Genomic DNA, 24,585 nt, shown 5'->3' on the forward strand with positions numbered 1-24,585 from the left:
CGCCTCCTGAGCAGTGTTCTCGGTACGCAGGTCGCTCACGCGGCGATCCGCTCGGCGCCGTCCGCCGTGATGCCCCGGGTCGAGGCGATCACGCTCTTGAGCTTCTTGGACAGTGCCTCATAGAACATGCTCAGCGGAAACTCGTCCGGAAGCACGTCGTCCACGAGTCTGCGGGGCGGCTGGGTCAGGTCCAGGGCGTCGGGGCCCTTGGCCCACTTGGAGCCCGGGTGCGGGGCGAGGTAGGCGGAGACCAGCTCGTGGGCGGCGAACCAGTGGACGAGCTTGGGACGGTCGATGCCGTCGCGGTACAGCTGCTCGATGTCGGCGCACAGCTGGTTGGTGACCTGCGGGGCGCGCTGCCAGTCGATGTGCAGCTTGTTGTCGGTCCAGCGGACGACGTCGTGCTTGTGCAGGTAGGCGAAGAGCAGCTGACCGCCGAGGCCGTCGTAGTTGCGCACCCGGTCTCCGGTGACAGGGAAGCGGAACATGCGGTCGAAGAGGACCGCGTACTGCACGTCACGGGCCTGCGGGACGCCGTCGGCCTCCAGCTTCACGGCCTCCTTGAAGGCGGTGAGGTCGCAGCGCAGCTCCTCCAGGCCGTACATCCAGAACGGCTGGCGCTGCTTGATCATGAAGGGGTCGAAGGGCAGGTCGCCGTGGCTGTGGGTGCGGTCGTGGACCATGTCCCACAGGACGAAGGCCTCCTCGCAGCGCTTCTGGTCGTGGACCATGGCGGCGATGTCCTCGGGCAGCGAAAGGCCGAGGACCTCGACGGCCGCGTCGGTCACCCGACGGAAGCGGGCGGCCTCGCGGTCGCAGAAGATGCCACCCCAGGAGAAACGTTCCGGCGCCTCGCGGACGGCGATGGTCTCGGGGAAGAGGACGGCGGAGTTGGTGTCGTAGCCGGCCGTGAAGTCCTCGAAGGTGATGCCGCAGAAGAGCGGGTTGTCGTAGCGGGTGCGCTCCAGCTCGGCCAGCCACTGGGGCCAGACCATGCGCAGCACGACCGCTTCCAGGTTGCGGTCCGGGTTGCCGTTCTGCGTGTACATCGCGAAGACGACCAGGTGCTGGAGCCCGTCGCGACGGTTCGCGGCGGGCTGGAAGGCCAGCAGCGAGTCGAGGAAGTCCGGCACCTCGAAGCCGCCGTCGGCCCAGACCCGCAGGTCCTTGGCGAGCGCCCGGTGGTAGTCGGCGTCGTGCGGGAGCAGCGGGGACAGCTCCTCGACGGCCTCGATCACCCGCAGGACGGCCTGCTCGGCGTCCGTGCGCGGCGGTGCGCCCTCGGCCGCGAAGTCGATCGACCCGTCCTTCGACTGCCAGGGCCGGATCTGCTCCACGGCATCCTTGAGCACGCGCCAGGCCGGGTGCTCAACCACCCTGTCCGCCGGAGGAACCTGCTCCCCCGTAGCCGCCTGCACAAGAATTTCCGTCATGTCCCATCCTTCACTGGAGAAGCTCGCGTCAGGACACCGTATGCATATGAGGATTCCTCCAGCAAGTGGGACCTCCGGAAATTATCCTGCGCTCCCTCATCTTCACCGCACTTTTTCCTGCCTGACACCGAAGATGCGGCTACTTCCGCTAGTGCCTGTCCAGCGGGTCGGATCTCCGGCCCGGGCGGGTAGAGGAACCCTCGGTGCACGCTCATGTCCTTGACGGCCCCCGGGCCACTAGGCTGCGTGCTCCTCCAGCCCAAACCGTCGACGGAAGCGGGTCGTGTCTTGAACTTCCTCACCATCGGTCACCGTGGAGTCATGGGTGTCGAGCCCGAGAACACCCTCCGTTCCTTCGTCGCCGCGGAGCACGGCGGCCTGGACGTCATCGAACTCGATCTTCATCTGAGCAAAGACGGTGCTCTGGTGGTCATGCACGACGCCGAGGTGGACCGGACGACCGACGGGACCGGGCCCATCGCCGACCAGACGCTCGCGGAGCTGCGGACCCTCGACGCGGGCCGCGGCGAGCGCGTGCCGTTCTTCGAGGAGGTCCTGGACGCCGTGCGGCTCCCGCTCCAGGCCGAGATCAAGGACGTCCAGGCCGCGCGGGCACTGGCCGAGGTGATGCACGCGCGGGAGCTGGTGGACCGCGTGGAGGTGTCCTCCTTCCACGACGAGGCCGTCGCCGAGATCGCCCGCCTCGTCCCCGGGGTGCGCACCGCGCTCATCGGCAGCCGCTACGGCCTCGACATCGTCGACCGCGCCGTGGAGGCCGGCGCGGCGACGGTCTGTCTCAACCTGCGCCGGCTCACCCTGGAGATCGTCGAGGAGGCGCGGAAGCGGGACCTGCGGATCATCGGCTGGGTGGTCAACACCCAGGACCAGCTGCGGCTCGTCCGCGCCCTGGAACTCGACGGCGCGACCACCGACTACCCGGAGATCAGGCGCACGGGCCGCTTCACGGCCTAGGCCGGGTCCTGACGGTCAGACGAGCTCCTTGACCAGCAGCTCGAACCGGAGGTCGTCGCGCTGCGGAATACCGAAGCGCTCGTCGCCGTAGGGGAAGGGGGTCGTGCGACCGGTCCGCCGGTAGCCGCGACGCTCGTACCAGGCTATGAGGTCCTCGCGTACGGAGATCACGGTCATGTGCATCTCGGTGACGCCCCACTTCTCGCGGGCCTGCCGCTCGGCCTCCGCCATGACCGTCTTGCCGAGGCCGCCGCCCTGGACCGCGGGACTGACGGCGAACATGCCGAAGTAGGCGTGGTCGCCGCGGTGTTCCAGCTGGCAGCAGGCGACGATCCGGCCCTGCTGCTCGACGGTGAGCAGCCGGCCGTCCGGAGCCCTGATGACCGCGAGCACGCCGTCGGGGTCGGTCCGCTGTCCCTGGAGGATGTCGGCCTCGGTCGTCCACCCGGCCCGGCTGGCGTCTCCGCGGTAGGCCGACTCGACGAGCGCGACGAGCGCGTCCACGTCGGCGTCGACGGCGTCGCGGAAGGTGAATTCGGTGGCGGCGGTGTCCATGCGGGCGTTCTCCGGTCTCTGACTCGGCTGGGGCACCGCCGAGCGTAGACCCTGCGCCGGTAGGCTCCGGCTGCATGGTGCACGTACTCAGCAGTAGGACCCTGCTCCGGCCGACCGATCCCGAGCGTTCGCGTGCCTTCTACGGGGAACAGCTGGGCCTGGCGGTCTACCGCGAGTTCGGGACGGGGCCGGAGCGCGGGGTCGTCTACTTCCTCGGCGGCGGTTTCCTGGAGGTCTCGGGCCGCTCGGAGACACCGCCGGATCCCGCCGTACGGCTGTGGCTGCAGGTGCCGGACGTGGCGGCGGCGCACGACGAGCTGCGTGCCCGGGGAGTGGAGATCGTCCGGCCGCCGGCGCGGGAGCCCTGGGGGCTGCTCGAGATGTGGATCGCCGACCCGGACGGCATGCCGATCGTCCTGGTGGAGGTACCGGCGGACCATCCGATCCGGTACCGGCCGGGAATCTGAGCCGATCGGGCACGGCGGGGAGCCCGCGTCGCTCGGCACCGGCCGGAAATCGGAGTGCATCCGGCACCCCGGCGGGGAACCTGAGCCGATCCGATACCCCGGCCGGGGAACCTGAGCCGGTCCGCGACCCAAGACCCGGTCGGGAAGCCGAACTGGTCGGGGGTACCCGACGGGCGTCGGGCGGGGTGAGTCCGGGCGCGGTCGGTGGCGCAGGGCCGAGGGCTCGGATCCGGGGCGGGGCGCGGACCTGAAGGGCCCGGCCGGCCCGGCACGCCGGGCCGGTCCTCCTCATCGGTCGCCTGTGGGCCGGCGGGCCGTCCGCCCGGCCGCGGCCGGGCGGACGGGGCGGTTCAGCGGCGTGTCGTGGAGGCCATCGGGCCAGGCCTGGCCCTGTTTCGGGCCCCGGCGGCCACCGGATGCCATAGCGCGGACCGAGGCATAGCGTGCTGAAGGGGGCCCCTTTCGGAAGGAACGCCATGAAGCTCGACGCGCCCGTGCCCGGCGGGCCCTGCTGGGCCGAGCTGGGGACCAGTGACCTGGAGGCGGCGAAGCGGTTCTACGCGGAGCTCTTCGGCTGGCGCGCGGAGACGGATCCGCGCCAGGAGGCGGGCGGCTACACGGTCGCGCACCTCGGCGAAGCTGCCGTCGCCGCGCTCAGCCCCCTGTACCAGGAGGCACAGCCGTGCGCCTGGAACGTGTCGTTCGCGGTGTCCGACGCGGATGTCAGCGCGCGGCTGCTCACGGAGGCCGGGGGCAAGGTGCTGGTCGGCCCGATGGACGTCTTCGACGTGGGTCGCTTCGTGGTCGCCCTCGATCCGGGCGGTGCCGCGTTCCAGTTGTGGCAGGCGCGGACCTTCCCGGGCGCCGGGCTGTTCAACGCGCCCGGCTCGCTCGGCTGGGTCGAGCTGTTGACCCGCGATCGCCACCGGGCGGAGACCTTCTACACCACGGTGTTCGGCTGGACCGTCCGCTCCTCGGAGAACTACCTCCAGTGGGGCGTCGGCGGCGCGGACTTCGGCGGCATGATCACGATGGACGAGAAGTTCCCGCCCGAGGTGCCCCCGCACTGGCTGCCGTACTTCGCGGTGACGGACGTGGACGAGTCCACCGGGACTGCGGTGGAGGCGGGCGGCACCGCCCTGATGGAACCGACCTCGGTGCCGGACGGTCCACGCATCGCCGTACTGCGGGACCCGCAGGGCGCGGTGTTCGGCGTGTACCGGGCGGGAGACGAGGGGTGAACGCCGACGGGTCGCGGTCACCCGGTCCGATCCCGCGTCGGCGCGGCGTTCAGACCCGCAGGGCCCGCATGTGCCCCTCGAGTCGGCTCAACAACTCGCCCAACAGATCGGCCAGTTCGCCCTGCCGGCCGTCGTCCAGGGCGGACAGCACGGCACTCTCGTAGACGAGCTGCTCGGGCATGATGCCGTCGACGAGGTCGCGCCCGGCGTCCGTGAGGCGGAGGTGGGCGACACGGCGGTCCCGGGAGTCGACGCGACGCTCCACCAGTCCGCGCTCGGTGAGCTGCTTGAGCCGCTTGGTGACGGCCGCCCCGGAGGAGAAGGTCTCCCGGGCCAGTTCGCCGGGCGTCAGCTCATGGCCGGTGCGGCGCAGCGCGCCGAGCAGGTCGAACTCCGCACGGCTCAGGCCGGCCCGGCGCAGGGGCGCGTCCTCGGCCTGCTGGAGCAGCGCGGCGCAGCGGTTGACTCGGCCGATGATCTCCATGGGGCCGGTGTCGAGGTCGGGCCGGACCGTCTGCCACTGCCGTACGACAGCGGCGACGGTGTCGTTCCGTACCGGCCCTACCGGCTCTGACGGCTGTGCCGGCCGTACCGGGTCGCCGCTGCCCGTCCGGCCACCGCTCCCCCGCCTGCCGCCAGTGCTCCGACCGTCGCCGCTGTCCGGCCCGTCGCCGCTCCTCGGGCGGTCACCGGTGGCTGCGCGGCCGCCGGCCGCCGGTTCCGCCCCGGTCGCCGGTCCTTCCCCCGTCCCGTTTCCGGCCGCCGCCCGTCCCTGCGTCGCCGTCATCGCCGTACGTCCTCCGCTCCCGTGCTCGCGTCCCGGTCCAGGAGGAGCCCCTGGCGCCGTACCGTCGCCGCGAGCGTACGGTGTCCGGACTGTTCGGCCGCGACGACCCGCTCCTCGGGCAGTGCCCGCTGCCACCACTCGCCGGACGCGGCGTCGGCGGTGGCGCGCAGGTCGACCAGCGCGCCGGCGAGGCCGCGGCGGGCGGACTCCAGGGCGCCGGGGGCGGGGCGCGGCTCCGCCAGGAGGCGGGCGGTCTGCTCGCGGGCCCGTTCGGCGGCCGTCAGGGCGTGCCCGAGGCGGTCGCCGGCCCGGCGGTTGGTGACGGCGACCGCGGCGACGAAGCCGACCACGGCGCCGACGAGGGTGTCCGCCAGCCGCTCGGTGATCAGCCGGCCCGAGTCCTGGACCTGCGCGAACTCGGTGATGAGCAGCGCCATCGGGGTCACGCAGACGCTGCCGAGCCAGTAGTTGCGGCTGATCAGCGCCTCGGCGCCGAAGTTCAGGGCGAGGCAGATCAGGACGAGGGCGGCCTGGGTGAGATGGGCGAGCGGGACGAGCGCGGCGAAGGCGAGCACGCCGACCAGGTTGCCGACGACGCGCTGGACTCCGCGGCTCCAGGTGAGCGTGATGTTCGCCTGGTAGAGGGATGCGGCGGTGACCAGGGCCCAGTAGGGGCGGCCGACTCCGACGGCGAGAGAGGCGTACCCGGCGAGGGCGCAGCCGAGGGCGGTGCGCGCGGCGATCGGCGCGAGGGGGCCGAGGCGGAGCCACAGCGGCGGTCGTCCGGTGGCGAGTTCGGCGTCGACGCCGAGGAGTTCGTCGTCGTCCACCAGGTCGCCCGGGTGCGGGATCGGGCCGGTGCCGCGCAGGTCGCGGGCCCAGTCGCGCAGCCGCTTCGGGTCGGTGTCGGCGGGGGCGGCGAGGGCGATCTCGGCGCGGACGACGAGACGCTCCAGGGCCCGCCGGCTCTCCGTGGCGCGCGCCGCCAGCAGGGTCTGCCAGGCGGCGTGCACGGCGGCCGCCGCGGCGGCGCGGGTCCGGGCGTGGCCGTCGCCGAGGCCGTCCGTGGCGGCGTGGGCGGCGGCCGCGTTCAGGGCGTGGGCGGTGGCGCGGCGCTCGGGGCCGTGCGGCCGCAGCAGTCCGGGCGCCATGCCGATCAGCCAGGCCCAGGCGCCCGCGGCGAGTGCCAGCCCCAGGTGGCCGGGGACCTGCCCGAGGGTCTGCGGGGTGAACAGTGCGGCGGAGCTGATGAAGGTGAGGACGACGTTGGCGGGCGGGCCGAGGCGGGTCGCGTCGCAGAGGGCCTTCTGCGCGGCCGCGAGCAGGGCGCCGACGGTGACCAGGGCGACGGCGTCGGTGGTCAGCGAGGCCGCGAGCAGGGCGACCGCCAGTCCGGCGGTCATGCCCAGCACCACCCAGGCCAGGACACGGGCCCGGGCCGCATAGGGGCGGTTGTGGGCGTAGAGCGCGCACAGGGACCCGGCCATCGTGTACATCGCCAGGTCCAGCCGCCCGAGGGCCAGCAGGATCAGGTTCGGCGGGGCGACGGCGGCGATCACGCTCAGGGCGGGCTTGAACCAGATGTCGGAGGGCCGGCCGAGGCGCAGCACTCCGGCGATCGGGAGGCGGCGTCCCGGGCGCTGCCTGCGCCGACGGCCGTGCTGCCCGCCGCGCGGTTCCGGGCGGGCTTCGGGGTCGGGGTACTGAGGGGGCGCACTGCTCATACCTACTAATTTAGCATGTGTTTTACCCGTGAAATATTTCGTGCTCCGTCGAATGCCCCCCATGTACACCCTTGCGCCCGCGTGCGCACGGTGTGCCCTGGGCATCGCAACCCTCGATTGCGAACGTCGAGCGGGGAGGTGCGCGTGCACGGACCGGCTTCGCCCGGCTGGCTGCTGGTGGCGCTGTGTGCGGCGACCGGGGCCTACTGCCTGCTGCGGATGCGCAGCGCGGTCGAGGAACAGCGCAGGGCCGCGGGCGGCGAGGCGCTGATGGGCTTCGGGATGGCCGCGATGGCCGTGCCCGCGGCCGCGTTCACCCCGCCCGCGTGGGCCTGGCCGGCCTTCGCGGCGGTCTTCGGGGCGGCCGCGTTGCGGGCGCTGTGGGCGGCCCGCGTCAGCGCCCACCACCTGCACCACCTGGTCGGGGCCGGGGCCATGGTCTACATGGCGGGCGTGATGGCCGCCGCGCCCGCGCACCAGCACGGACACGGCGGCTCCGGCGTCCCGCTGCTGACGGGGGTGCTGCTCCTGTACTTCACCGGGTACGTCCTGCTCGCCGGGGTCCGGCTGCTGCCGGTGGCCGGGGCGGGTGGCGCCGCCGTGGCCTGGAGCGACCGTCCCGAGGTGGCGCGGGCGTGCCGGCTGTCGATGGGGATCGGGATGCTCGCCATGCTGCTGACGATGTGAACCCAACTCGGGCGTGGCCTACGTCACTTCGCTGTGACAAGCCGTACCCCTGAGCGGGACGCCGCTCATAGGCTGCTGCCCATGATGGTCCCCGCGGTACTGCTGCTGCTCGGTGCCCTGACCGCCGTGATCGCCCCCCGGCTGATCGCCCGGGCCGACTGGCCGGACCGCGAACCGGTGGTCGCGCTGTGGGCGTGGCAGTGCGTGGTGGCCGCGGTCCTGCTGTGCTGTGCGCTGTCGATGACGCTCAGCGCGGCGGCGGCCTGGCAGGCGGTGCGCGGCCATGTCTTCGCGCCGGCCCCGCGCTCGGTGGTGGAGGCGTACGCGCTGGGCGCGACGGGCCCCTGGGCGGCCGCGACAGCGGTGGCGCTCGCGTGCGGCGGGCTGTGGAGCGGGGCGATGCTCGTGCGGGAGGTGCTGCGGAGCCGGGCCGGGCGCCGGTCGCGGCACGCCGAACTCCGTCTGCGTGCGCCGCTGTTGCCGGGCGAGGAGTCCGCGTCCGGCCGACTGCTCGTCCTGGAGGGTGAGCGGCCCGACGCCTGGTGGCTGGCGGGCGCGGCACCCCAACTGGTGGTCACCACGGCCGCGTTGCGGCGCCTGAAGGGTCATCAGCTGGATGCCGTGCTGGCGCACGAGCAGGGGCACGCCCAGGCACGTCACGACTGGTTGCTGAACTGCTCGACCGCACTGGCCACCGGCTTTCCGCAGGTACCGGTGTTCGCCGCGTTCCGCGACGAGATGCACCGGCTGGTCGAGTTGTCGGCGGACGACATGGCCTCGCGGCGCTTCGGCCGGCGGACGACCGCGCTGGCGCTGGTCGAACTCAACGAGGACCGGGGCGTGTTCGGCCCCTCCCCCGCCCCCCAGGCCCATGTCCCGCAGCGCGTGCACCGGTTGCTCACACCGCCCGACCGCCTCACTGCGGCCCGCAGACTACGACTGACGGCGGGAGCCTCCCTCGTGCCGGTGATCCCGGTACTGGTGACCCTGGTCCCCGCCCTCCGGGCACTGGGCTGAGCCCCACGGCCCGCAGAACCCGCCCCACAGCCGGAACCAGCCGCAGAGCCGGAACCAGCCGCTCCGGAGACGACCGGGCGACCCCACCGTCCGGCCGACCACCCCGGAGGCCCGGCCAGGCTGTCCCGGAGACCCGGCCGGCCACTCCGCCTCCCACGGGGCGCCCACCTCAGCGGCCGGAACAACCACCCCTGAAGCCCCACCAGCCACCTCAGGACCGCCACCAGCAGCCCCGGCCACCACCTCACGCCCCCACCCGGCCGATCGACCTCCTCCGGATCCCGTCCGCCCTCTTGACAAGGCCATCCCGCCGGGCCAGGACCGACCAGCACCGAGGCCCGCCAGCCACCCCAAGGCCCTCACCAGCAGCCCCGAGCACCACCTCACGCCCCCGCCCGGTCGACCCGACACCCCCGGACCCGACCGGCCGCCCCGGAAACCCCCGAGCCAGGGCGGGCCACCCCGACAGCCAGGACCACTGGCGCGGCGGTCAGGGCAACCGCGCCGGAAGCCACCCCACCGACCCCAGACCCGGGGGCCGGCCGCCCCGGAACCCGGACCGAGCGCCCCGAGTTCGCTTCTGGCCCCACCGTTCGGCGAGGATCTCCGTATGCCCCATCCGTCCGTCGACTCCCCGCCCCGCCGCCCGGCCCTGCGCACGCCGCTGCGGACCGCCCTGGTCCTGGGGCTGTTTTCGGCCCTGCTCCTCGCCCTAGTCGCGGCCGACTGGCATCCCCTGTTCTCCACCGACGGCGACATCGCCCGCACCACCCACCGCTGGGCCGTCGCCGACCCCGACGTCACCCAGGTCTGCCGCATCCTCACGGACTGGGTATGGGATCCCGTGACCATGCGTCTGCTGGGCGCTGCCGTCGCCGTGTGGCTGGTGTGGCGGCACGGGGCCTGGTGGACGGCCGGGTGGCTGGTGGTCACGTCGGCGGTGGGCACACTGATCCAGCAGTCCCTCAAGGCGGGGGTGGGCCGCGCCCGACCGGTCTGGCCCGACCCGGTCGACTCCGCCCACTACGCGGCGTACCCCTCCGGACACGCCCTGACGGCCACGGTGGTGTTCGGTCTCCTGCTGTGGCTGCTGCACCGGCACGGCGTCGCCCCTGTCGTGTGGCGTACGGCGCTGGCGGTGGCGGTGGTCTCCGTGGCGGGCGTGGGACTGACCCGGATCTGGCTGGGCGTGCACTGGCCGTCGGACGTCCTGGGCGGCTGGCTGCTGGGCGCCGTGCTGGTGGCGCTGGCGATCGCGGCGCACCTGCGCTGGCGCCCGTGACCCTGCCGGGAGGACGGTGGCGACGGTACCGCTACGTGGGTCCGGAGGACGTGCGGCGGGCGGTCGTGCCGGGTGCCGGCGGCCGGGTGATCCGCTGTGCCGCGGACCTGGACGGGTACGGGGTGGCGGAGGAGGGGGAGCCGTTCACGTACGTCGTCGGGCTCGACGGCCTGCTGCGGCTCGCGCCCCGGCGCAGCGAGCACGTGGCCTGCGCGGGCGGCGCGGACGTGCTCGGCGCGGGCGAGATCTCGTTCCGCCGCACCCCGCACGGGCCGCGCGTGCACGAGGTCAGCAACCAGTCCACCGGCTACTGTCCCGACCCCGACTCCTGGCCGGCCGTGGCAGCCGCCCTGGACGGGGCCGGCATCGGCCGTCCCGACGGCTTCACCCACGCCCTGGTCTTCCGGCGCTGCGAGCGGTGCGGGGAGAACAGCGTGGTGCGTGAGGGGGTCTTCGTCTGCGTGTTCTGTGACGGCGATCTTCCGCTCGTGTGGAACGTGACCCCGCGGGACCCGTGAATCCGGCCGGGAGTCCGGGCCCGTGAGATCCAGCGGGTTCGTAGACTCGGCGCCATGCCCATGAAAGCCGTGTTGTTCGACTTCTCCGGGACCCTGTTCCGCATCGAGTCCGCCGAGTCCTGGCTGCGAGCGGTGCTGGAGGCGGCGGGCGTCGCGCTGCCCGCCTCGGAGCTCGCCGCGAAGGCGCGGGCGCTGGAGACGGCCGGCGCGCTGCCGGGCGGGGCGGGTCCGGTCCGGCTGCCCGCCGGGGTCGCCGAGGTGTGGCGGGTGCGGGACGAGAGCGCGGAGCTGCACCGGGCCGCGTACACGGGCCTGTCCCGTCAGGTGCCGCTGCCGGATCCGGCGCTGCACGACGCCCTGTACGAACGGCACAGGGTCCCGGCGGCCTGGGCGCCGTACCCCGACGCCCTCGACGTGCTGAGCGCGTTGCGCGAGCGCGGGCTCCGGGTCGGCGTGGTCAGCAACATCGGCTGGGACCTGCGGCCGGTGTTCCGGGAGCACGGCCTCGACGGTTGCGTCGACGCGTACGCGCTGTCGTACGAGCACGGGTTCCAGAAGCCGGACCCCCGGCTGTTCACGGTCGCGTGCGAGGCGCTGGACGCCGATCCCGGCGGGACCCTGATGGTGGGCGACGACCGACGCGCGGACGGCGGGGCGGCGGCGCTGGGATGCGCGGTGCACTTCGTGGACCACCTGCCGGCGGCCGAACGTCCGGACGCGCTGCGGACGGTGCTGGACCTGGTGGGGTGACCCGACGGCCTCGGCCCGCTCCACCGACGGTCGCCTGAGGCCACCATTACGGGAGAAGCACGCCCACTCTGGACGATCCCCCGCGTCGCCCAGAGCAGGCGGCAGCCCGGTGCGCTCCGAAGCCCACCGGGTTGGCCCTGAGTATAGTTGGCTGCCAGCCAGTCAACGCAGGAGTTCCAGGATGTCCCCGCGCAGCGCCTCGGTCAATGAAGAATTGCGGCGGCGTTCCCGGGAACGGCTCCTTCAGGCCGCGGTGGAGCTGGTGAGCGAGCGCGGGTACGAGGCGACGACGCTCGGTGACATCGCGGACCGGGCCGGCTCGGCGCGCGGTCTGGTGTCGTACTACTTCCCCGGCAAGCGGCAGCTGGTCCAGTCGGCCGTGCACCGGCTGATGCACCGCACGCTGGAGGAGGCGCTGGAGCGGGAGCCGCACACCGAGGACGGCCGGGAGCGGATGGCGCGCGCCATCGACGGCATCCTGGGCCTGGCCCGGGACCGTACGGTGCTGATGCGCCAGCACATGGCGGGCCTTCTGCAGGCCGAGGGGTTCGTGCAGTGTCCGGAGCAGCAACGGCTGGCCGAGCTGCTGCGGGAGACGGCCGCCCGGCACGGGTCGCAGGACCTCGACCACGACTACCCGATGCTGCGCTCGCAGCTGATGGGAGCGGTCTACGCGATGGTGCTGCCGAACGTGCCCCTGTCGCTGACGACGCTGCGCGCCGAACTGTTCGCGCGCTACCGGCTCGACTGGGAGCAGGGGGTCCCGCCGGACGCCGAGGCGCCCGGCGGGAGGAGTGACACCGATCTGTCGCGCTTCTTCGCGACCGACCCGACGACTCCGCGGAGCGAGGGTCAGTCGAAGTAGTCCGGCTGGGTCTGGACGTTGAGCTCGTGGACACGGACCCGCTTGGCCGGGTCGGTGCGCCGGTCGCTGAGCTTCAGCACGTCGAAGCCCTTGGCGATGTCGTTCGAGTAGATGTAACCGTTGTAGTAGTACGCCGACCAGGAGCCGCCGCCCCTCAGCACCTGGGTGTCGAGCGGGCCGCGCTCGAAGTAGGCGATCTCCTTCGGTTTCGACGAGTCGGTGAAGTCCCAGACCGAGACACCGCCCTGGTACCAGGCCTGCACCATGATGTCCTTGCCCTTGACCGGGATCAGCGAGCCGTTGTGGGCCACGCAGTTCTCGGTGTCCGCCTGGTGACGGGGGATCTTGTAGTAGCTGCGGAAGACCAGCTTGCGCTTGTCGCCCTTGCCGACGATGTCGTAGATGCCGTCGGCGCCCTTGTCCGGCCCGGTCGCCGCGTTGCACGTCGCCGCGCCGCCGCCGCCGAGCTCGTCGGTGAACACGACCTTGTTCGCCGTCTGGTTGAAGGTCGCCGAGTGCCAGAACGCGAAGTTCACGTTGTCCTGGACCTGGTCGATGACCTTCGGATGCTCCGGGTCCTTGATGGAGAACAGGATGCCGTCGCCCATACAGGCGCCCGCCGCCAGGTCCTTGGAGGGCAGGACCGTGATGTCGTGGCAGCCGGTCGTCTTGGAGACCCCGGGGTTGGTGGGCGAGCCCGGGTTGCCGCCGCCGTCCGGGCCCTCCCCGGGGAACAGCACGGGGAAGCTGACGATCGCGGCCTTCTCCGGCGTCTTGCGCGGCACCTTGATGACCGAGATGCCGTCGTGCGGGGGCTGGCAGTCCGGGTAGGCGGCGTTCGGCGAGTACGAGGAGACGTAGATGTAGACGTTCTTGCGCTCGGGCACCAGGGTGTGGGTGTGCGAGCCGCAGGCGGTCTCGACGGCGGCGACGTACTTGGGGTTCGCCTTGTCGCTGATGTCGAAGACCTTCATGCCCTCCCAGGAGGACTTCTCGGTCACCGGCTGCGTGGTGCTGTTGCAACTGCTGTCGCTGCGCGAGGAGTCGGTGGACAGGAACAGCAGGTCGCCCGAGACGGAGATGTCGTTCTGCGAGCCGGGGCAGAGCACCTGGGCGACGGTCTTGGGGGACTTCGGGTTGCTGATGTCGAAGACCCGGAAGCCGTCGTAGTTGCCGGAGAAGGCGTACTTGCCCTGGAAGGCGAGGTCCGAGTTGGTGCCCGGCAGGGCGTCCTTCGGGATGTTCGTCAGGTGCTCGATGTTGCCGGAGTGGACGATCTCGTCCTGCCCCGGTATCTCGCCGTCGGCGATCGCAGCCGCCGCCTCGGCCCGGGCGCCCTCGGACACCTTCTGCTGCACGGCGGGCCCGTCCCCCGGATCGGGGGTCGCGGCTGCCGGGACGGCCGTCAGGAGCGCGGCCAGCAGTCCGGTACACGCGGCGGCCACCCCCAGCCGTCTGCGTCGCGTTCGAAGGTCGTTCAACAGGGTCACTGTGTCCTCCCTTGTCGCCGTTCACGCGGAACGGTTCGCGGTGCTCCGAAGTATCGTCTTCATCATGCACATATCAAAGGCTGGCAACGCACTCGTAATGAATCTTTCGGTTCAGTAGTGCGACCCGTGGTGCGAAGATCCAGACGAGGACGGCACCCCCGTCCTCAACTCACCTGCTTCAGGAGGTCGTTGTGCTCGTCCGCCGCGCGCCCCTCGTCTCAGCCTCACTGCTGCTCGTCCTCGCCCTCGCGGGGTGCGACTCCGGGCCGGACACCAAGTCGGGTGCGGCGAGCGGCCCTTCGGTGATCGCGCCGGGCAAGCCGGGCGAGACGAACCGGACCCTGTCCGCCCAGGACGCTGCCGAGCAACGCGCCGACGACGACACACCCAACTCCGCCGACGTGGCGTACGCGCGGATGATGATCCAGCACCACGCCCAGGCCCTGGAGATGACCGAACTCGCCCCGAAGCAGGCCGAGTCGAAGGCCGTCAAGGGCCTCGCGTCGCGGATCGGCGCCGCGCAGGGGCCGGAGATCGAAGCCATGAAGGGCTGGCTCACGACATACGGCGAGGACGAGACGGACGGCGAGCACGACCACACGGCGATGCCCGGGATGGCCACCGAGGCACAGCTGAACCAACTGCGCGCGGCCCGCGGCAAGGCGTTCGACGCGCTCTTCCTCTCCCTGATGATCACCCACCACGGGGGCGCCCTCACCATGGCCGCGGACGTCAAGGCACAGGGAAACAACGTGCGGATCGAGGAGATGGCGGACGATGTGATCGCGCAGCAGACGAGCGAGATCACCCGGATGCGCGGGATGCAGTGACACCACGGTCCACCGAACCTCGTCGGCAGGCCTCGACAGCGGGACCGTTCAACGGGTCGGGCCGACGGGACCGTTCGACGAATACGCACAACGGGTCTCGCCTGTGGTTCGCCAATGAGCAGAGTCAGCGGCGGGCGTGACGTGGGGTCAGGTAACCCGCGTCACGCGCCTGCGCGATCAGCCGGAGCGATCTGCGGCGACTGCGTCCCGTCGCGCACATGACCGCGAGCACGGGGTCCGCCCCCTCCTCCTGGGCCGCGCGGTACTCCTGCGCCACCAGCCACCGCCCCTCGATGCCGCGCGGCCAGGCCTGACGGGCCCGCCGGGGACCGAACGTCTCGTCGGCATCCCCGGCGACGGCCGGCTCCCGCGCACCCTCCGCGCCGTACCCGTCGTACCCGTCGTCCACGTCCGCCGCATCCGCCGCGTCCGTCCCGTCCGCCGCGCCCGTCCCGTCCGTCGCGTCCACCGCGTCTCCGGCGCCCTCCACGCCCACCGCTTCGAGGACGCCGCCTTGGTCGCACCTCTCGAACAGCGGTCCCTCGATCCAGTCCGCGAGCACCGTCAGGTCCACGAGCGACAGGGGCGGCTGGGCGCGGACGTCCTCGACGGAGACACGCCCCCCGCAGACGACGGCCAGCAGCTCCACGCGCGCACCGTCGACGAACCCCAGCCGCACATGGAACCAGGACGTGGCGCCCCCGGCTTCCCGGACCTCCCACGCGGGCCACACGGACACCGTGCCGTCCTCGGCGGAACGATCAGAAAGATCAAGAAACGATGCTTCTAGCACACACGCAACGTAACCGCATGATCACTTTCCATACGAACGGACACGCACGCATCGAGCGCGCACAGCACCCTGTCAGCGGAGCCGCACTGATGCGATGCTGGAGGCACCAGCGATCTCCTCCGTCCCCTTGGGTAAGGAGTTCCGCGTGCTGCGTGTCGCCGTCGTCGGCTCAGGGCCGAGTGGGGTCTACACCGCCCAGAGCCTGGTCCAGCAGGACCCCGAGGTGCTCGTCGACGTCCTGGACCGGCTGCCGTGCCCGTACGGGCTGGTGCGGTACGGCGTCGCCCCGGACCACGAGAAGATCAAGTCGCTCCAGAACAACCTGCGCGCGGTGTTCGAGCACGAGCGGGTGCGCTTCCTCGGCGGGATCGGGGTCGGGACGGACGGGGTGCCGGCGGCGCGGCTGCGCGAGCTGTACCACGCGGTCGTGTACTGCGTGGGCGCCGCGACCGACCGGCACCTCGGCGTGCCCGGCGAGGAGCTGCCGGGCAGCTGGTCGGCGACGGAGTTCGTGTCCTGGTACAGCGCGCATCCGGACACCGTCGCCGACGGGTTCCTGCGGGACGTCCGCTCGGCGGTGGTGGTGGGCGTCGGGAACGTGGCGGTGGACGTCACCCGGATCCTGGCCCGGCGGGCGGCCGAGCTCACCCCGACCGACATGCCCCAGGCGGCGCTGACCGCGCTGGCGGCGAGCGAGGTCGGCGAGATCCACATGGTGGGGCGGCGCGGCCCGTCGCAGGCCCGCTTCACCACCAAGGAGCTGCGCGAGCTGGCCGGCCTGCCGGACACCGAGGTGGTCGTGGACGAGGCCGAGCTGGCGCTGGACCCGGCGTACGGCGACCCCTCCGCCCTGCCGGCGACGCAGCGGCGCAACGTGGAGGTGCTGCGCGGCTGGGCGGCGAACACGCCGACCCTCGGTTCCCGGCGGCAGATCCGGCTCCGGTTCTTCCTGCGGCCCGTCGAACTGCTCGCCGGCAACGGCCGGTTGGGCGCGGTGCGTTTCGAGCGGACCCTTCCGGACGCGCACGGCGGGGTGACGGGCACCGGGCGGTACGAGGACATCGAGGCACAGCTGGTGCTGCGGTCGGTGGGCTATCGCGGGGTGCCGCTGGAGGGTCTGCCGTTCGATCCGGAGCGGGGCACGGTGCCGCATCTCGCGGGGCGGGTCCTGCGCGAGGGCGTGGTGGCACCGGGCGAGTACGTTGCGGGCTGGATCAAGCGGGGCCCCACCGGGGTCATCGGCACCAACCGGCCGTGCGCGAAGGAGACGGCGACCTCCCTGCTGGAGGACGGCCCCCTCCTCGTACGGCGGGAGCTGCCGGGTGATCCGCTCGAACTGCTGCGGGCCGCCGGGGCCGAACCCGTCGAGTGGGCGGGATGGCTGGCGATCGAGCGGGCCGAGGCGGCGCTGGGCGCCTCGCTGGGGCGGGGAGTGGTGAAGCTGCCGGACTGGGCGGCGCTGCGGACGGCGGCGGGTCCCGCCAGGATCGGTGTACAGGACACACAGCAGCAACATCGGTGAAATCAACAAACTGTTTAAGTCCCGTACGTTCTCGTGCTGTTCGGCCTGTCCGGCCCGCTCGGCCCGACCGGCCCGTCCCGTCCGTTCGGCCCTACCGGCCGTGTTCGGATGCCCCCGCCGCCGCCCTGGAGTGCCCATGACCATGACCGCCCCCGTTCATCCCGTCGACGAGGTGCCACCCGCACGGCAGTTGGCCGCGTTCGGCCTCCAACACGTGCTCGCCATGTACGCGGGCGCGGTGGCCGTGCCCCTGATCGTGGGCGGTGCGATGAAGCTGTCGCCCGCCGACCTGGCGTATCTGATCACCGCCGACCTCCTGGTGTGCGGCATCGCCACCCTGATCCAGTGCGTCGGCTTCTGGCGGTTCGGCGTACGGCTGCCGATCATGCAGGGCTGTACGTTCGCGGCGGTCTCCCCCATGGTGCTGATCGGGACGACGGGCGGCGGACTGCCCGCGATCTACGGGTCGGTGATCGTGGCGGGGCTCGCGATCATGCTGCTGGCGCCCCTGTTCGGCAGGCTGCTGCGCTTCTTCCCGCCGCTGGTCACCGGCACCGTCATCCTGATCATCGGCATCTCACTGCTGCCGGTCGCGGGAAACTGGGTGGCGGGCGGCGCCGGTTCGGCGGACTTCGGGGAGCCGAAGAACATCGGACTCGCCGCGTTCGTCCTCGCCGTGGTGCTCGCCGTGCAGCGGTTCGCGCCGGCGTTCCTGAGCCGGATCGCGGTGCTGATCGGCATCGTGGTGGGGCTCGCGGTCTCCATACCGTTCGGGTTCACCGACTTCGACGGCGTCGGGGACGCCGACTGGGTCGGGATCAGTACGCCGTTCCACTTCGGCGCCCCCGCCTTCGAGGCGTCGGCGATCATCTCGATGCTGGTCGTGGCGCTGGTCACGATGACCGAGACCACCGGTGACCTCATCGCGGTCGGCGAGATGACCGGCCGCAGGGTCGAGCCGCGCAGCCTGTCCGACGGGCTGCGCGCCGACGGTCTGTCGACCGTCCTCGGCGGTGTCTTCAACACCTTCCCCTACACCGCGTACGCGCAGAACGTCGGCCTGGTGGGCATGACCCGGGTGCGCAGCCGCTGGGTCGTCGCCACCGCGGGCGGCATCCTCGTGCTGCTGGGTCTGCTGCCCAAGCTGGGCGCGGTGGTGGCCGCCGTTCCGGCGCCGGTCCTCGGCGGGGCGGGCCTGGTGATGTTCGGGACGGTCGCCGCGAGCGGTCTGCGGACGCTGGCCGAGGTCGACTTCAAAGGGAACCACAACCTGACGGTGGTGGCCGTGTCGGTCGCGATGGGCGTGCTGCCGGTCGGCGTGCCGACGATCTACGAGCAGTTCCCCGACTGGTTCCGGACCGTGATGAACAGCGGCATCAGCGCGGGCTGCCTGACGGCGATCGTCCTGAACCTGCTCTTCAACCACCTGCCCTCGAAGGCCGCGCCGGAGACGGTCGCCCTGCCGACCGGCGGCGGCGAGGAGCCCGTCGGGGACGTACCGGGGAAGAAGCCCACGGAGGAGATCGTCTAGACGACCGTGGGCGGCCGGGCTCACCGGCCGCCCACGGAACATCAACTCGCGCCGCAGGTCGCTCCGTTGAGCGTGAAAGCGCCGGGTGCCGCACTGCTGCCGGTGTGGGTCGCCTGGTAGCCGACGGTGACGCTCGCGTTGGGGGCGAGCGTGCCGTTGTACGTGGCGTTGGTCGCCGTCACCGCTCCCGAGGCCGGTGTATAGGTGGCGCCCCAGCCGTTGGTGATGGTCTGGCCGGAGGGCAGGGTGAAGCCGAGCCGCCAGCCGTCGACCGTGGTGGTACCGGTGTTGGTCAGGGTCACGGAGGTGGTCAGACCGGTGTTCCAGGCGTTGGTCGTCGCGGTCACCCGGCAGCCGCCGGGCTGGGGCTGGGGGGTGGGTCCGGAGGCGTCCAGGCCGAAGAAGGTGATCACGCGGGCGGCCATGCCCCAGGCGTACAGGTTGTGGCCGACGCCCTGGAGGCTGACGGCCTCCACGGGAGCCTGGTCACCCGTGCCGCCGTACCGGGTGCGGGTCCAGCCCGAGGCGGGCGAGTCGGTGGCGGCCGGGGTCTGGCTCACGCCCCGTACATCGGTCCACTGCTTGATCTCCTCACCGAAGTTGGGGTAGCGCAGCACGTCGTCCTCGGTGCCGTGCCACACCTGCATCCGCGGCCGGGACCCGGTGTAGCCGGGGTAGGCCGCGCGAACGAGGTCGCCCCACTCCCGCGCCGTGTGGATCACGGTGCCGCCGGAGCAGGCGCTGTTCCACTCGGAGCCGTCGGTGGTGGCGAAGCAGCCGAAGGGCACCCCGGAGAAGGCGGAACCGGCGGCGAACACGTCGGGGTAGTCACCGAGCAGGACGTTGGTCATCATCGCCCCGGAGGAGATACCGGTGGCGTAGACGCGGCCGGTGTCGGCCGCGTAGGCGGCGGTCACCCAGTCGATCATCGACTTGACGCCGACCGGGTCGCTGCCGCCGCCGCGCCGGAGCGCCTGGGGCGAGGAGACGTCGAAGCACTTGCTGCTCCGGGTGACGGACGGGTAGACCACCACGAACCCGTACCGGTCGGCGAGTTGGGAGTACTCGGTGCCGGAGTACATGGCGGGCCCGGAGCCGCCGCACCAGTGCACCGCGACGAGCACCGGCGGGTGAGCGGTGACGTTGGCCGGGGCGTAGACGTACATCTGGAGACTGCTGGGGTTGGCACCGAAGCCGGTGACCTCGGTGAGCGTGGCCGCCGGGACCGGCGCGGCGGCCTGAGGGCGGGCGGAGGCGGCGGGAGCGGTGAGGAGAGCGGCGGTGAGCAGGAGCAGCATTGCCCCGCATAACGAACGCAATGCTCTCCCGGGGGAGTTCGACACGCGCTTGTCCCTTTCTGGTAGCGGCTCGGGGGACGTCGTACGTGGGGTGCGCGAGAGGGAAACGGCGGCGCGGCAGGTGGCGCCGGTCTGCGTGGACAGACCCGGACGCATACCCCTCTCCGACACGCGTAAGGGGACGTCCGCATCGCATGGTGGCATGCACACGCGTGCCATGGAAGCGCTCCCACGGCAACTCCCGGCAAGCCCTTACTGGTTGGCCGGTGCCTGGCCGAGTGGCCGAATGTGTTCTGCGCAAAGCGTTGACTAGAAAGCGCTTGCCCCCTACGTTCCGTTCAGCAGTGTGACCGAGCCGCTCGCACCGACCCGCAAAGGGCCGCACTGCCCGCGCAGGTCGTTCAACATGGCACGCGACATTCACATACCTGACCACCCCCCTCCCCCGAAGGGACGCATCCGCATACGCCCACGGCCCCCACGTACACAGGCGCAAAGGTCCGCCACCGTCGTGTGCGGCCGCACTGCCGAGGCCGCCCGGAACACTCCGGCCGCCCGGAGCACCCTCACCATCCCCCACCTGGAAGAAGGCATCGGGACATGACTTCACCAGCACTGCCGCGCCGACGGCGCACCCTCACCGGCGCTCTCGCCGCCCTCACCCTCTCGGTTGGCATGATCATGACCACCGGGGCGCTGACTCCGGCGAACGCCGCCACCTGGCCCAGCGCGACCGGCAGCCAGGCGGTCTCCTCCACCATCGCGCTGTCCGGCACCAAGGACTACGGGATGATCCGCCTCTACGGCACCGGCGACCTGGGCAGCGGCAGTCAGGACGAGGACCAGGGCCCGATCCTGGAACTGGCCGCCGGCGCGGTGCTCAAGAACGTCATCATCGGCGCCCCCGCCGCCGACGGCATCCACTGCAAGGGCGCCTGCACCCTTCAGAACGTCTGGTGGGAGGACGTCGGCGAGGACGCGGCGACCTTCCGCGGCTCGTCGTCGTCCAACGTGTACACCGTCTCGGGCGGTGGCGCGCGGTCGGCCAGCGACAAGGTGTTCCAGTTCAACGGCGCCGGCACGCTGAACGTCTCCAACTTCGCGGTGCAGACCTTCGGCACCTTCATCCGCTCCTGCGGCAACTGCTCGACGCAGTACAAGCGGACGATCAACCTCAACACCATCGAGGCGACCTACTCGGGCAGCAAGCTCGTCGGCATCAACACCAACTACGGCGACAGCGCGACCCTGAAGAAGATCACGATCGTCGGGGACAGCAGCAAGAAGATCATCCCGTGCCAGAAGTACATCGGCAACAACACGGGGGCCGAGCCGACCACCAACGGCACCAGCGCGGACGGTACTTACTGCAAGTACGCGTCGTCCGACATCACCTACAAGTAGCCCCTCCCCACCGGTCCCCCCACGGTAAGAAGGCGGCCGTACGAAGCGTCCCCGCACGGCGCTTCGCACGGCCGCCGTACCTATGCGCCCGCCCCCGACACGGTGGCGACGAGTTCCCGTTGGTAGTGACCGTAGGCGGTGCGCAGGGCCGGTCCCGGCCAGTCGGCGGGGAGGAGTCCGGCCGGCAGCACCGGGTCGGCGAGGAGATGCCGTACCACCGCCGCGAGGGCCGTGAAGCGGTCGGCGGGCCGCTGGGTCGACTCGACGTGGGCCAGCAGGACCCGGGCCGTCCGCGCCCACGCGTCGAGCGGCCACAGTCCGGCGGCCAGGCCGGGGGCGGGCGCGTCGGGGCGGGCGGTGAAGTGCTGGAGCACGTCCCCGAGATCCGCAGGCCAGGGCCGGCCCAGATTGGCGGGCCGCAGCCAGACGCCCTCGCGGAGCTCGGCGAGCCGGAGGGCGCTCAACCGGCCGCGCAGTTCGGCGCGCTCGGCGGGGCCGCGGCCGGTCGCGGTGACGACGGCCATCTCCCACGCGCCGTCCCACGCGCGCGTGTCCGGGTGCACGGCGTCGTCCTGGCGGCGCTGGCGCTCCAGCAGCCGGTCGCTGAGCCGGTAGACGCCGTCCGTCCGCCGCAGGTCGCCCGCCGCCACCATCCGGCTGAGCGCCGCCCGCACCGTCGATCCGCCGACGCCGAACGGCTCCACCCCTCGCACCAGGTCCTTCGCCGCCATCTCGGGCGGATGCGTGCCCAGCAGCAGGCTCAGGACCACCGACCGCGCGGACAGCGGGGGCAGGTCGACCTCGCCGGGCTGCGCCGTCACGTTCATCCGCATGAGGCCGTACTTTACGTGCGCGCCGATGTTGCACTATTGCTACACCTGTAGGGAAAGTGCAACATGGTCGCATGGCCCAGACACGCACCCAGCCGCAGCCGCAGGCACACCCGGCGCCGCCCGTCTCGTCGTACGCCACGCACGACGTCACCAACCAGCCTCCGCCCCTGGCCCCGTACGACGCCTCCGACGACGCGGCCCTGCTGGAGGGGCTGCGCCGGGAGGGCGCCGGGTGGGCGGAGCCGGACGTCCGCCGGATCGGTCTGCTGGCGGGCGGTGTCGAGGCGCAGGAGTGGGGCGAGCTGGCCAACCGGCACGAACCCGTCCTGCGCACGCACGACCGCTACGGGCACCGCGTCGACGAGGTCGACTTCCACCCCGGCTGGCACGAGCTGATGCGGGTCGCGGTCGCGGAGGGGCTGGCCGGCGCGCCCTGGGCGGACGACCGGCCCGGCGCCCATGTGGCACGCACGGCGGGCGGTCTCGCCTGGGGGCACACGGACGCCGGGCACGGCTGCCCCACGTCGATGACCTATGCGGCCGTCCCCGCGCTGCGTCGCCAGCCGGAACTCGCCGCCGTCTACGAGCCGCTGCTGACCGGCCGGGTGTACGACCCCGGGCTGCGCGTGCCGACGCAGAAGCGCGGGCTGCTCGCGGGCATGGGGATGACCGAGAAGCAGGGCGGCTCCGACGTCCGGACGAACACGACGACGGCCCTGCCCACGGCGGAGCCCGGTGTGTACACCCTGCGCGGGCACAAGTGGTTCACGTCGGCGCCGATGTGCGACGTCTTCCTGGTGCTGGCGCAGGCGCCGGACGGGCTCTCGTGCTTCCTGGTGCCGCGTGTGCTGCCCGACGGAACCCGCAACACGTTCCGCGTCCAGCGGCTGAAGGACAAGCTGGGCAACCGCTCCAACGCGTCCTCCGAGCCCGAGTTCGACGGGACCGTGGCCTGGCTGGTCGGGCCCGAGGGACAGGGCGTGAAGACCATCATCGAGATGGTCAACTGCACGCGCCTGGACTGCGTGATGATGTCGGCGACGCTGATGCGCAAGACGCTCGTGGAGGCGGGGCACCACGTCCGGCACCGCAGCGCGTTCGGGGCGCGGCTGCTGGACCAGCCGCTGATGCGCAACGTGCTGGCCGACCTGGCGCTGGAGTCGGAGGCCGCCACCACGCTCACCCTGCGGCTGGCCGGCGCGGCCGACCGGGCGGTGCGCGGAGACAACGGTCAGGGTGCCGAGCGGGCTTTCCGGCGGATCGCCACCGCGGTCGGCAAGTACTGGGTGACGAAGCGGGGTCCGGCGTTCACCGCGGAGGCCCTGGAGTGCCTCGGCGGCAACGGCTACGTGGAGGACTCCGGAATGCCCCGCCACTACCGCGAGGCACCCCTGCTGTCCATCTGGGAGGGCTCGGGCAACGTCAACGCCCTCGACGTGCTGCGGGCGTTGACCCGCGAACCGGCGACGGCGGACGCCCTGTTCGGCGAACTCGCCCTGGCGCGGGGCGCGGACGCCCGCCTCGACGCCGCCGTCTCGCGGCTGCGGACCCGGCTGGGCGAGGCGACACCGGCCGGCGCCCGCCGTCTGGTGGAACAGATGGCCCTCACCCTCCAGGCCTCGCTCCTGGTCCGGCACGCCCCGCCCGCCGTCGCCGACGCGTTCTGCGCGACCCGGCTGGGCGGCGACTGGGGGTACGCCTTCGGCACGCTCCCGGACGGCGCCGACCTCGACGGGATCCTGGAACGGAGCCTTCCCGGCACGAACTGACGTCTTTCACGTGCGAGCCGTCGCCGGGGCCCCCTCGGCTGCCCGCGCTCCCCGCCCGGTCGTCGGGTCTTCCGGGCAGGAGCGCAGGCGGGCCGTCGGGTCAGCCCGTCGGGCGGCCCCAGAGCGCGTCGAAGCGGGCCCAGTCGGTGTCCCACTGCTCCACGCGCCGGCGTTCCATCCGGCCCCGCAGGACGCGGCCGCCCGCGAAGGGGAGGACGGCCACGCCGACTCCCGCCAGGCCGCCGACGAGGGAGGCGCGCAGTCTGGCCTGGGCGGCGGTGGCCGGTTTCGTCACCAGGCGGCCCTGCCGGTCCGTCCAGACCGTGACGGGTGTGCCCGCGGCGCTGCCGGGGCCGACCCGGACCTGGCCCTGGTGCGCGGAGCCGTCCGGTCCGGTCCAGCCGACCTTCGCCCACACCTGATCACCGGCGGCGGAACCGTTCACGGCGGCCCTGCCCGGGGCCCGCTCGGTCAGCCGCCCCAGGAGGGGCCGCCACTCGACGCGTTCCCGCGCCAGACCGTGTTCGACGGACCCCGCTGTCGCCCACCCCGCCAGCACCCCGGCGAGGACGGTCAGCGCCCACACGCCGAGCACGACCCAGGCCTCCACCGTGTCGGCGCGGCGCTTGAGCGGGTTGCGCCGCCAGCGCCACAGCCACACCTTCGGACCACGGAACGCCATCGAAGGCTTCCTCCTCATGAGCACATGAACATCCCGGCCGCCCTCCCATACGGGGCGGGCGGGCCTGATGCTCAGGGCGAATCCCTCGTCCCGACGCTGCCACGGGGCGAGCGCCTGCGCAGGCGTCCCGGTGAA

23 protein-coding genes are annotated in these 24,585 nt (G+C 72.3%); 14 read left to right on the plus strand and 9 right to left on the minus strand.

The window, feature by feature from the left end:
• Positions 1-35: 35 nt before the first annotated feature.
• Positions 36-1,433 carry a DUF6421 family protein gene (locus tag OG736_RS06715; RefSeq protein ID WP_327181610.1) on the minus strand — a complete coding sequence of 466 codons (1,398 nt, stop codon included), beginning with the start codon at positions 1,431-1,433 and terminating at the stop codon, positions 36-38.
• A gap of 288 nt (positions 1,434-1,721) precedes the next feature.
• Here OG736_RS06715 and OG736_RS06720 point away from each other — a divergent pair, with 288 nt between their 5' ends.
• Positions 1,722-2,405: a glycerophosphodiester phosphodiesterase gene (locus tag OG736_RS06720; RefSeq protein WP_327181611.1), complete on the plus strand. Its 684-nt coding sequence runs from the start codon at positions 1,722-1,724 to the stop codon at positions 2,403-2,405.
• 15 nt (positions 2,406-2,420) lie between these two features.
• Here the strand turns inward: OG736_RS06720 and OG736_RS06725 are convergent, their stop codons facing one another.
• Complete coding sequence (locus OG736_RS06725; protein ID WP_327181612.1) at positions 2,421-2,960, minus strand: GNAT family N-acetyltransferase; 540 nt, start codon at positions 2,958-2,960, stop codon at positions 2,421-2,423.
• Between the two features lie 74 nt (positions 2,961-3,034).
• Between OG736_RS06725 and OG736_RS06730 the strand changes: the two genes are divergently transcribed.
• Entirely contained in the window at positions 3,035-3,427 is a 393-nt protein-coding gene (locus OG736_RS06730) for a VOC family protein (RefSeq protein WP_327181613.1), read from the plus strand.
• 476 nt (positions 3,428-3,903) lie between these two features.
• Complete coding sequence (locus OG736_RS06735) at positions 3,904-4,668, plus strand: VOC family protein (RefSeq protein ID WP_327181614.1); 765 nt, start codon at positions 3,904-3,906, stop codon at positions 4,666-4,668.
• Between the two features lie 49 nt (positions 4,669-4,717).
• Here OG736_RS06735 and OG736_RS06740 read toward each other — a convergent pair whose 3' ends face one another.
• Entirely contained in the window at positions 4,718-5,455 is a 738-nt protein-coding gene (locus tag OG736_RS06740) for a MarR family winged helix-turn-helix transcriptional regulator (RefSeq protein ID WP_327181615.1), read from the minus strand.
• Positions 5,452-7,179 carry an FUSC family protein gene (locus tag OG736_RS06745; protein ID WP_442817008.1) on the minus strand — a complete coding sequence of 576 codons (1,728 nt, stop codon included), beginning with the start codon at positions 7,177-7,179 and terminating at the stop codon, positions 5,452-5,454. Before OG736_RS06745 ends, OG736_RS06740 begins: the two co-directional genes overlap by 4 nt.
• A 144-nt stretch (positions 7,180-7,323) precedes the next feature.
• On the opposite strand from OG736_RS06745, the gene OG736_RS06750 reads away from it, so the two are divergent.
• The 6 genes from OG736_RS06750 (at position 7,324) to OG736_RS06775 (ending at position 12,298) form a co-directional block, all read left to right on the plus strand.
• On the plus strand, positions 7,324-7,866 hold the full coding sequence (locus OG736_RS06750; protein ID WP_327181616.1) for a DUF5134 domain-containing protein: 543 nt from the start codon (positions 7,324-7,326) through the stop codon (positions 7,864-7,866).
• A gap of 81 nt (positions 7,867-7,947) precedes the next feature.
• Positions 7,948-8,883, plus strand: a complete 936-nt coding sequence (locus OG736_RS06755; protein WP_327181617.1) for a M56 family metallopeptidase — start codon at positions 7,948-7,950, stop codon at positions 8,881-8,883.
• Positions 8,884-9,493: 610 nt separating this feature from the next.
• Positions 9,494-10,165, plus strand: a complete 672-nt coding sequence (locus OG736_RS06760) for a phosphatase PAP2 family protein (protein ID WP_327181618.1) — start codon at positions 9,494-9,496, stop codon at positions 10,163-10,165.
• On the plus strand, positions 10,153-10,683 hold the full coding sequence (locus OG736_RS06765) for a hypothetical protein (protein ID WP_442817159.1): 531 nt from the start codon (positions 10,153-10,155) through the stop codon (positions 10,681-10,683). The genes OG736_RS06760 and OG736_RS06765 overlap by 13 nt, the downstream gene beginning before the upstream one ends.
• Positions 10,684-10,743: 60 nt before the next feature.
• Positions 10,744-11,433, plus strand: a complete 690-nt coding sequence (locus OG736_RS06770; protein ID WP_327187542.1) for an HAD family hydrolase — start codon at positions 10,744-10,746, stop codon at positions 11,431-11,433.
• A gap of 181 nt (positions 11,434-11,614) precedes the next feature.
• On the plus strand, positions 11,615-12,298 hold the full coding sequence (locus OG736_RS06775) for a TetR/AcrR family transcriptional regulator (RefSeq protein ID WP_327181620.1): 684 nt from the start codon (positions 11,615-11,617) through the stop codon (positions 12,296-12,298).
• On the opposite strand, the gene OG736_RS06780 is transcribed toward OG736_RS06775, so the two are convergent.
• Positions 12,286-13,788 carry an LVIVD repeat-containing protein gene (locus OG736_RS06780; RefSeq protein WP_327181621.1) on the minus strand — a complete coding sequence of 501 codons (1,503 nt, stop codon included), beginning with the start codon at positions 13,786-13,788 and terminating at the stop codon, positions 12,286-12,288. The genes OG736_RS06775 and OG736_RS06780 overlap by 13 nt on opposite strands.
• 191 nt (positions 13,789-13,979) lie before the next feature.
• On the opposite strand from OG736_RS06780, the gene OG736_RS06785 reads away from it, so the two are divergent.
• Positions 13,980-14,618 (plus strand): DUF305 domain-containing protein, encoded by a 639-nt coding sequence (locus OG736_RS06785; RefSeq protein ID WP_327181622.1) that lies wholly within the window; start codon positions 13,980-13,982, stop codon positions 14,616-14,618.
• 124 nt (positions 14,619-14,742) lie between these two features.
• Here OG736_RS06785 and OG736_RS06790 read toward each other — a convergent pair whose 3' ends face one another.
• Positions 14,743-15,357, minus strand: coding sequence for a DUF6214 family protein (locus tag OG736_RS06790; protein WP_327181623.1), 615 nt, complete (start codon positions 15,355-15,357; stop codon positions 14,743-14,745).
• A 199-nt stretch (positions 15,358-15,556) separates the two neighbouring features.
• On the opposite strand from OG736_RS06790, the gene OG736_RS06795 reads away from it, so the two are divergent.
• Together OG736_RS06795 and OG736_RS06800 are read left to right on the plus strand one after the other, a co-directional pair.
• Positions 15,557-16,933, plus strand: coding sequence for an FAD-dependent oxidoreductase (locus tag OG736_RS06795; RefSeq protein ID WP_327181624.1), 1,377 nt, complete (start codon positions 15,557-15,559; stop codon positions 16,931-16,933).
• Positions 16,934-17,069: 136 nt separating this feature from the next.
• Positions 17,070-18,464: a nucleobase:cation symporter-2 family protein gene (locus OG736_RS06800; protein WP_327181625.1), complete on the plus strand. Its 1,395-nt coding sequence runs from the start codon at positions 17,070-17,072 to the stop codon at positions 18,462-18,464.
• A 41-nt stretch (positions 18,465-18,505) separates the two neighbouring features.
• On the opposite strand, the gene OG736_RS06805 is transcribed toward OG736_RS06800, so the two are convergent.
• Positions 18,506-19,762 carry an extracellular catalytic domain type 1 short-chain-length polyhydroxyalkanoate depolymerase gene (locus tag OG736_RS06805; protein WP_327181626.1) on the minus strand — a complete coding sequence of 419 codons (1,257 nt, stop codon included), beginning with the start codon at positions 19,760-19,762 and terminating at the stop codon, positions 18,506-18,508.
• A 600-nt stretch (positions 19,763-20,362) separates the two neighbouring features.
• On the opposite strand from OG736_RS06805, the gene OG736_RS06810 reads away from it, so the two are divergent.
• A complete protein-coding gene (locus tag OG736_RS06810; protein WP_327181627.1) occupies positions 20,363-21,166 on the plus strand; it encodes a pectate lyase in 804 nt (267 codons plus the stop codon).
• Between the two features lie 80 nt (positions 21,167-21,246).
• Here the strand turns inward: OG736_RS06810 and OG736_RS06815 are convergent, their stop codons facing one another.
• Positions 21,247-21,999, minus strand: coding sequence for a PaaX family transcriptional regulator C-terminal domain-containing protein (locus OG736_RS06815; RefSeq protein ID WP_327181628.1), 753 nt, complete (start codon positions 21,997-21,999; stop codon positions 21,247-21,249).
• A 71-nt stretch (positions 22,000-22,070) separates the two neighbouring features.
• Between OG736_RS06815 and OG736_RS06820 the strand changes: the two genes are divergently transcribed.
• Complete coding sequence (locus OG736_RS06820) at positions 22,071-23,768, plus strand: acyl-CoA dehydrogenase family protein (protein ID WP_327181629.1); 1,698 nt, start codon at positions 22,071-22,073, stop codon at positions 23,766-23,768.
• Positions 23,769-23,868: 100 nt separating this feature from the next.
• Here the strand turns inward: OG736_RS06820 and OG736_RS06825 are convergent, their stop codons facing one another.
• Complete coding sequence (locus OG736_RS06825) at positions 23,869-24,450, minus strand: Rv1733c family protein (protein ID WP_327181630.1); 582 nt, start codon at positions 24,448-24,450, stop codon at positions 23,869-23,871.
• Between the last annotated feature and the right edge of the window lie 135 nt (positions 24,451-24,585).

The organism is Streptomyces sp. NBC_01334 (assembly GCF_035983595.1).
In the GTDB taxonomy this organism is placed as follows: domain Bacteria; phylum Actinomycetota; class Actinomycetes; order Streptomycetales; family Streptomycetaceae; genus Streptomyces; species Streptomyces coriariae.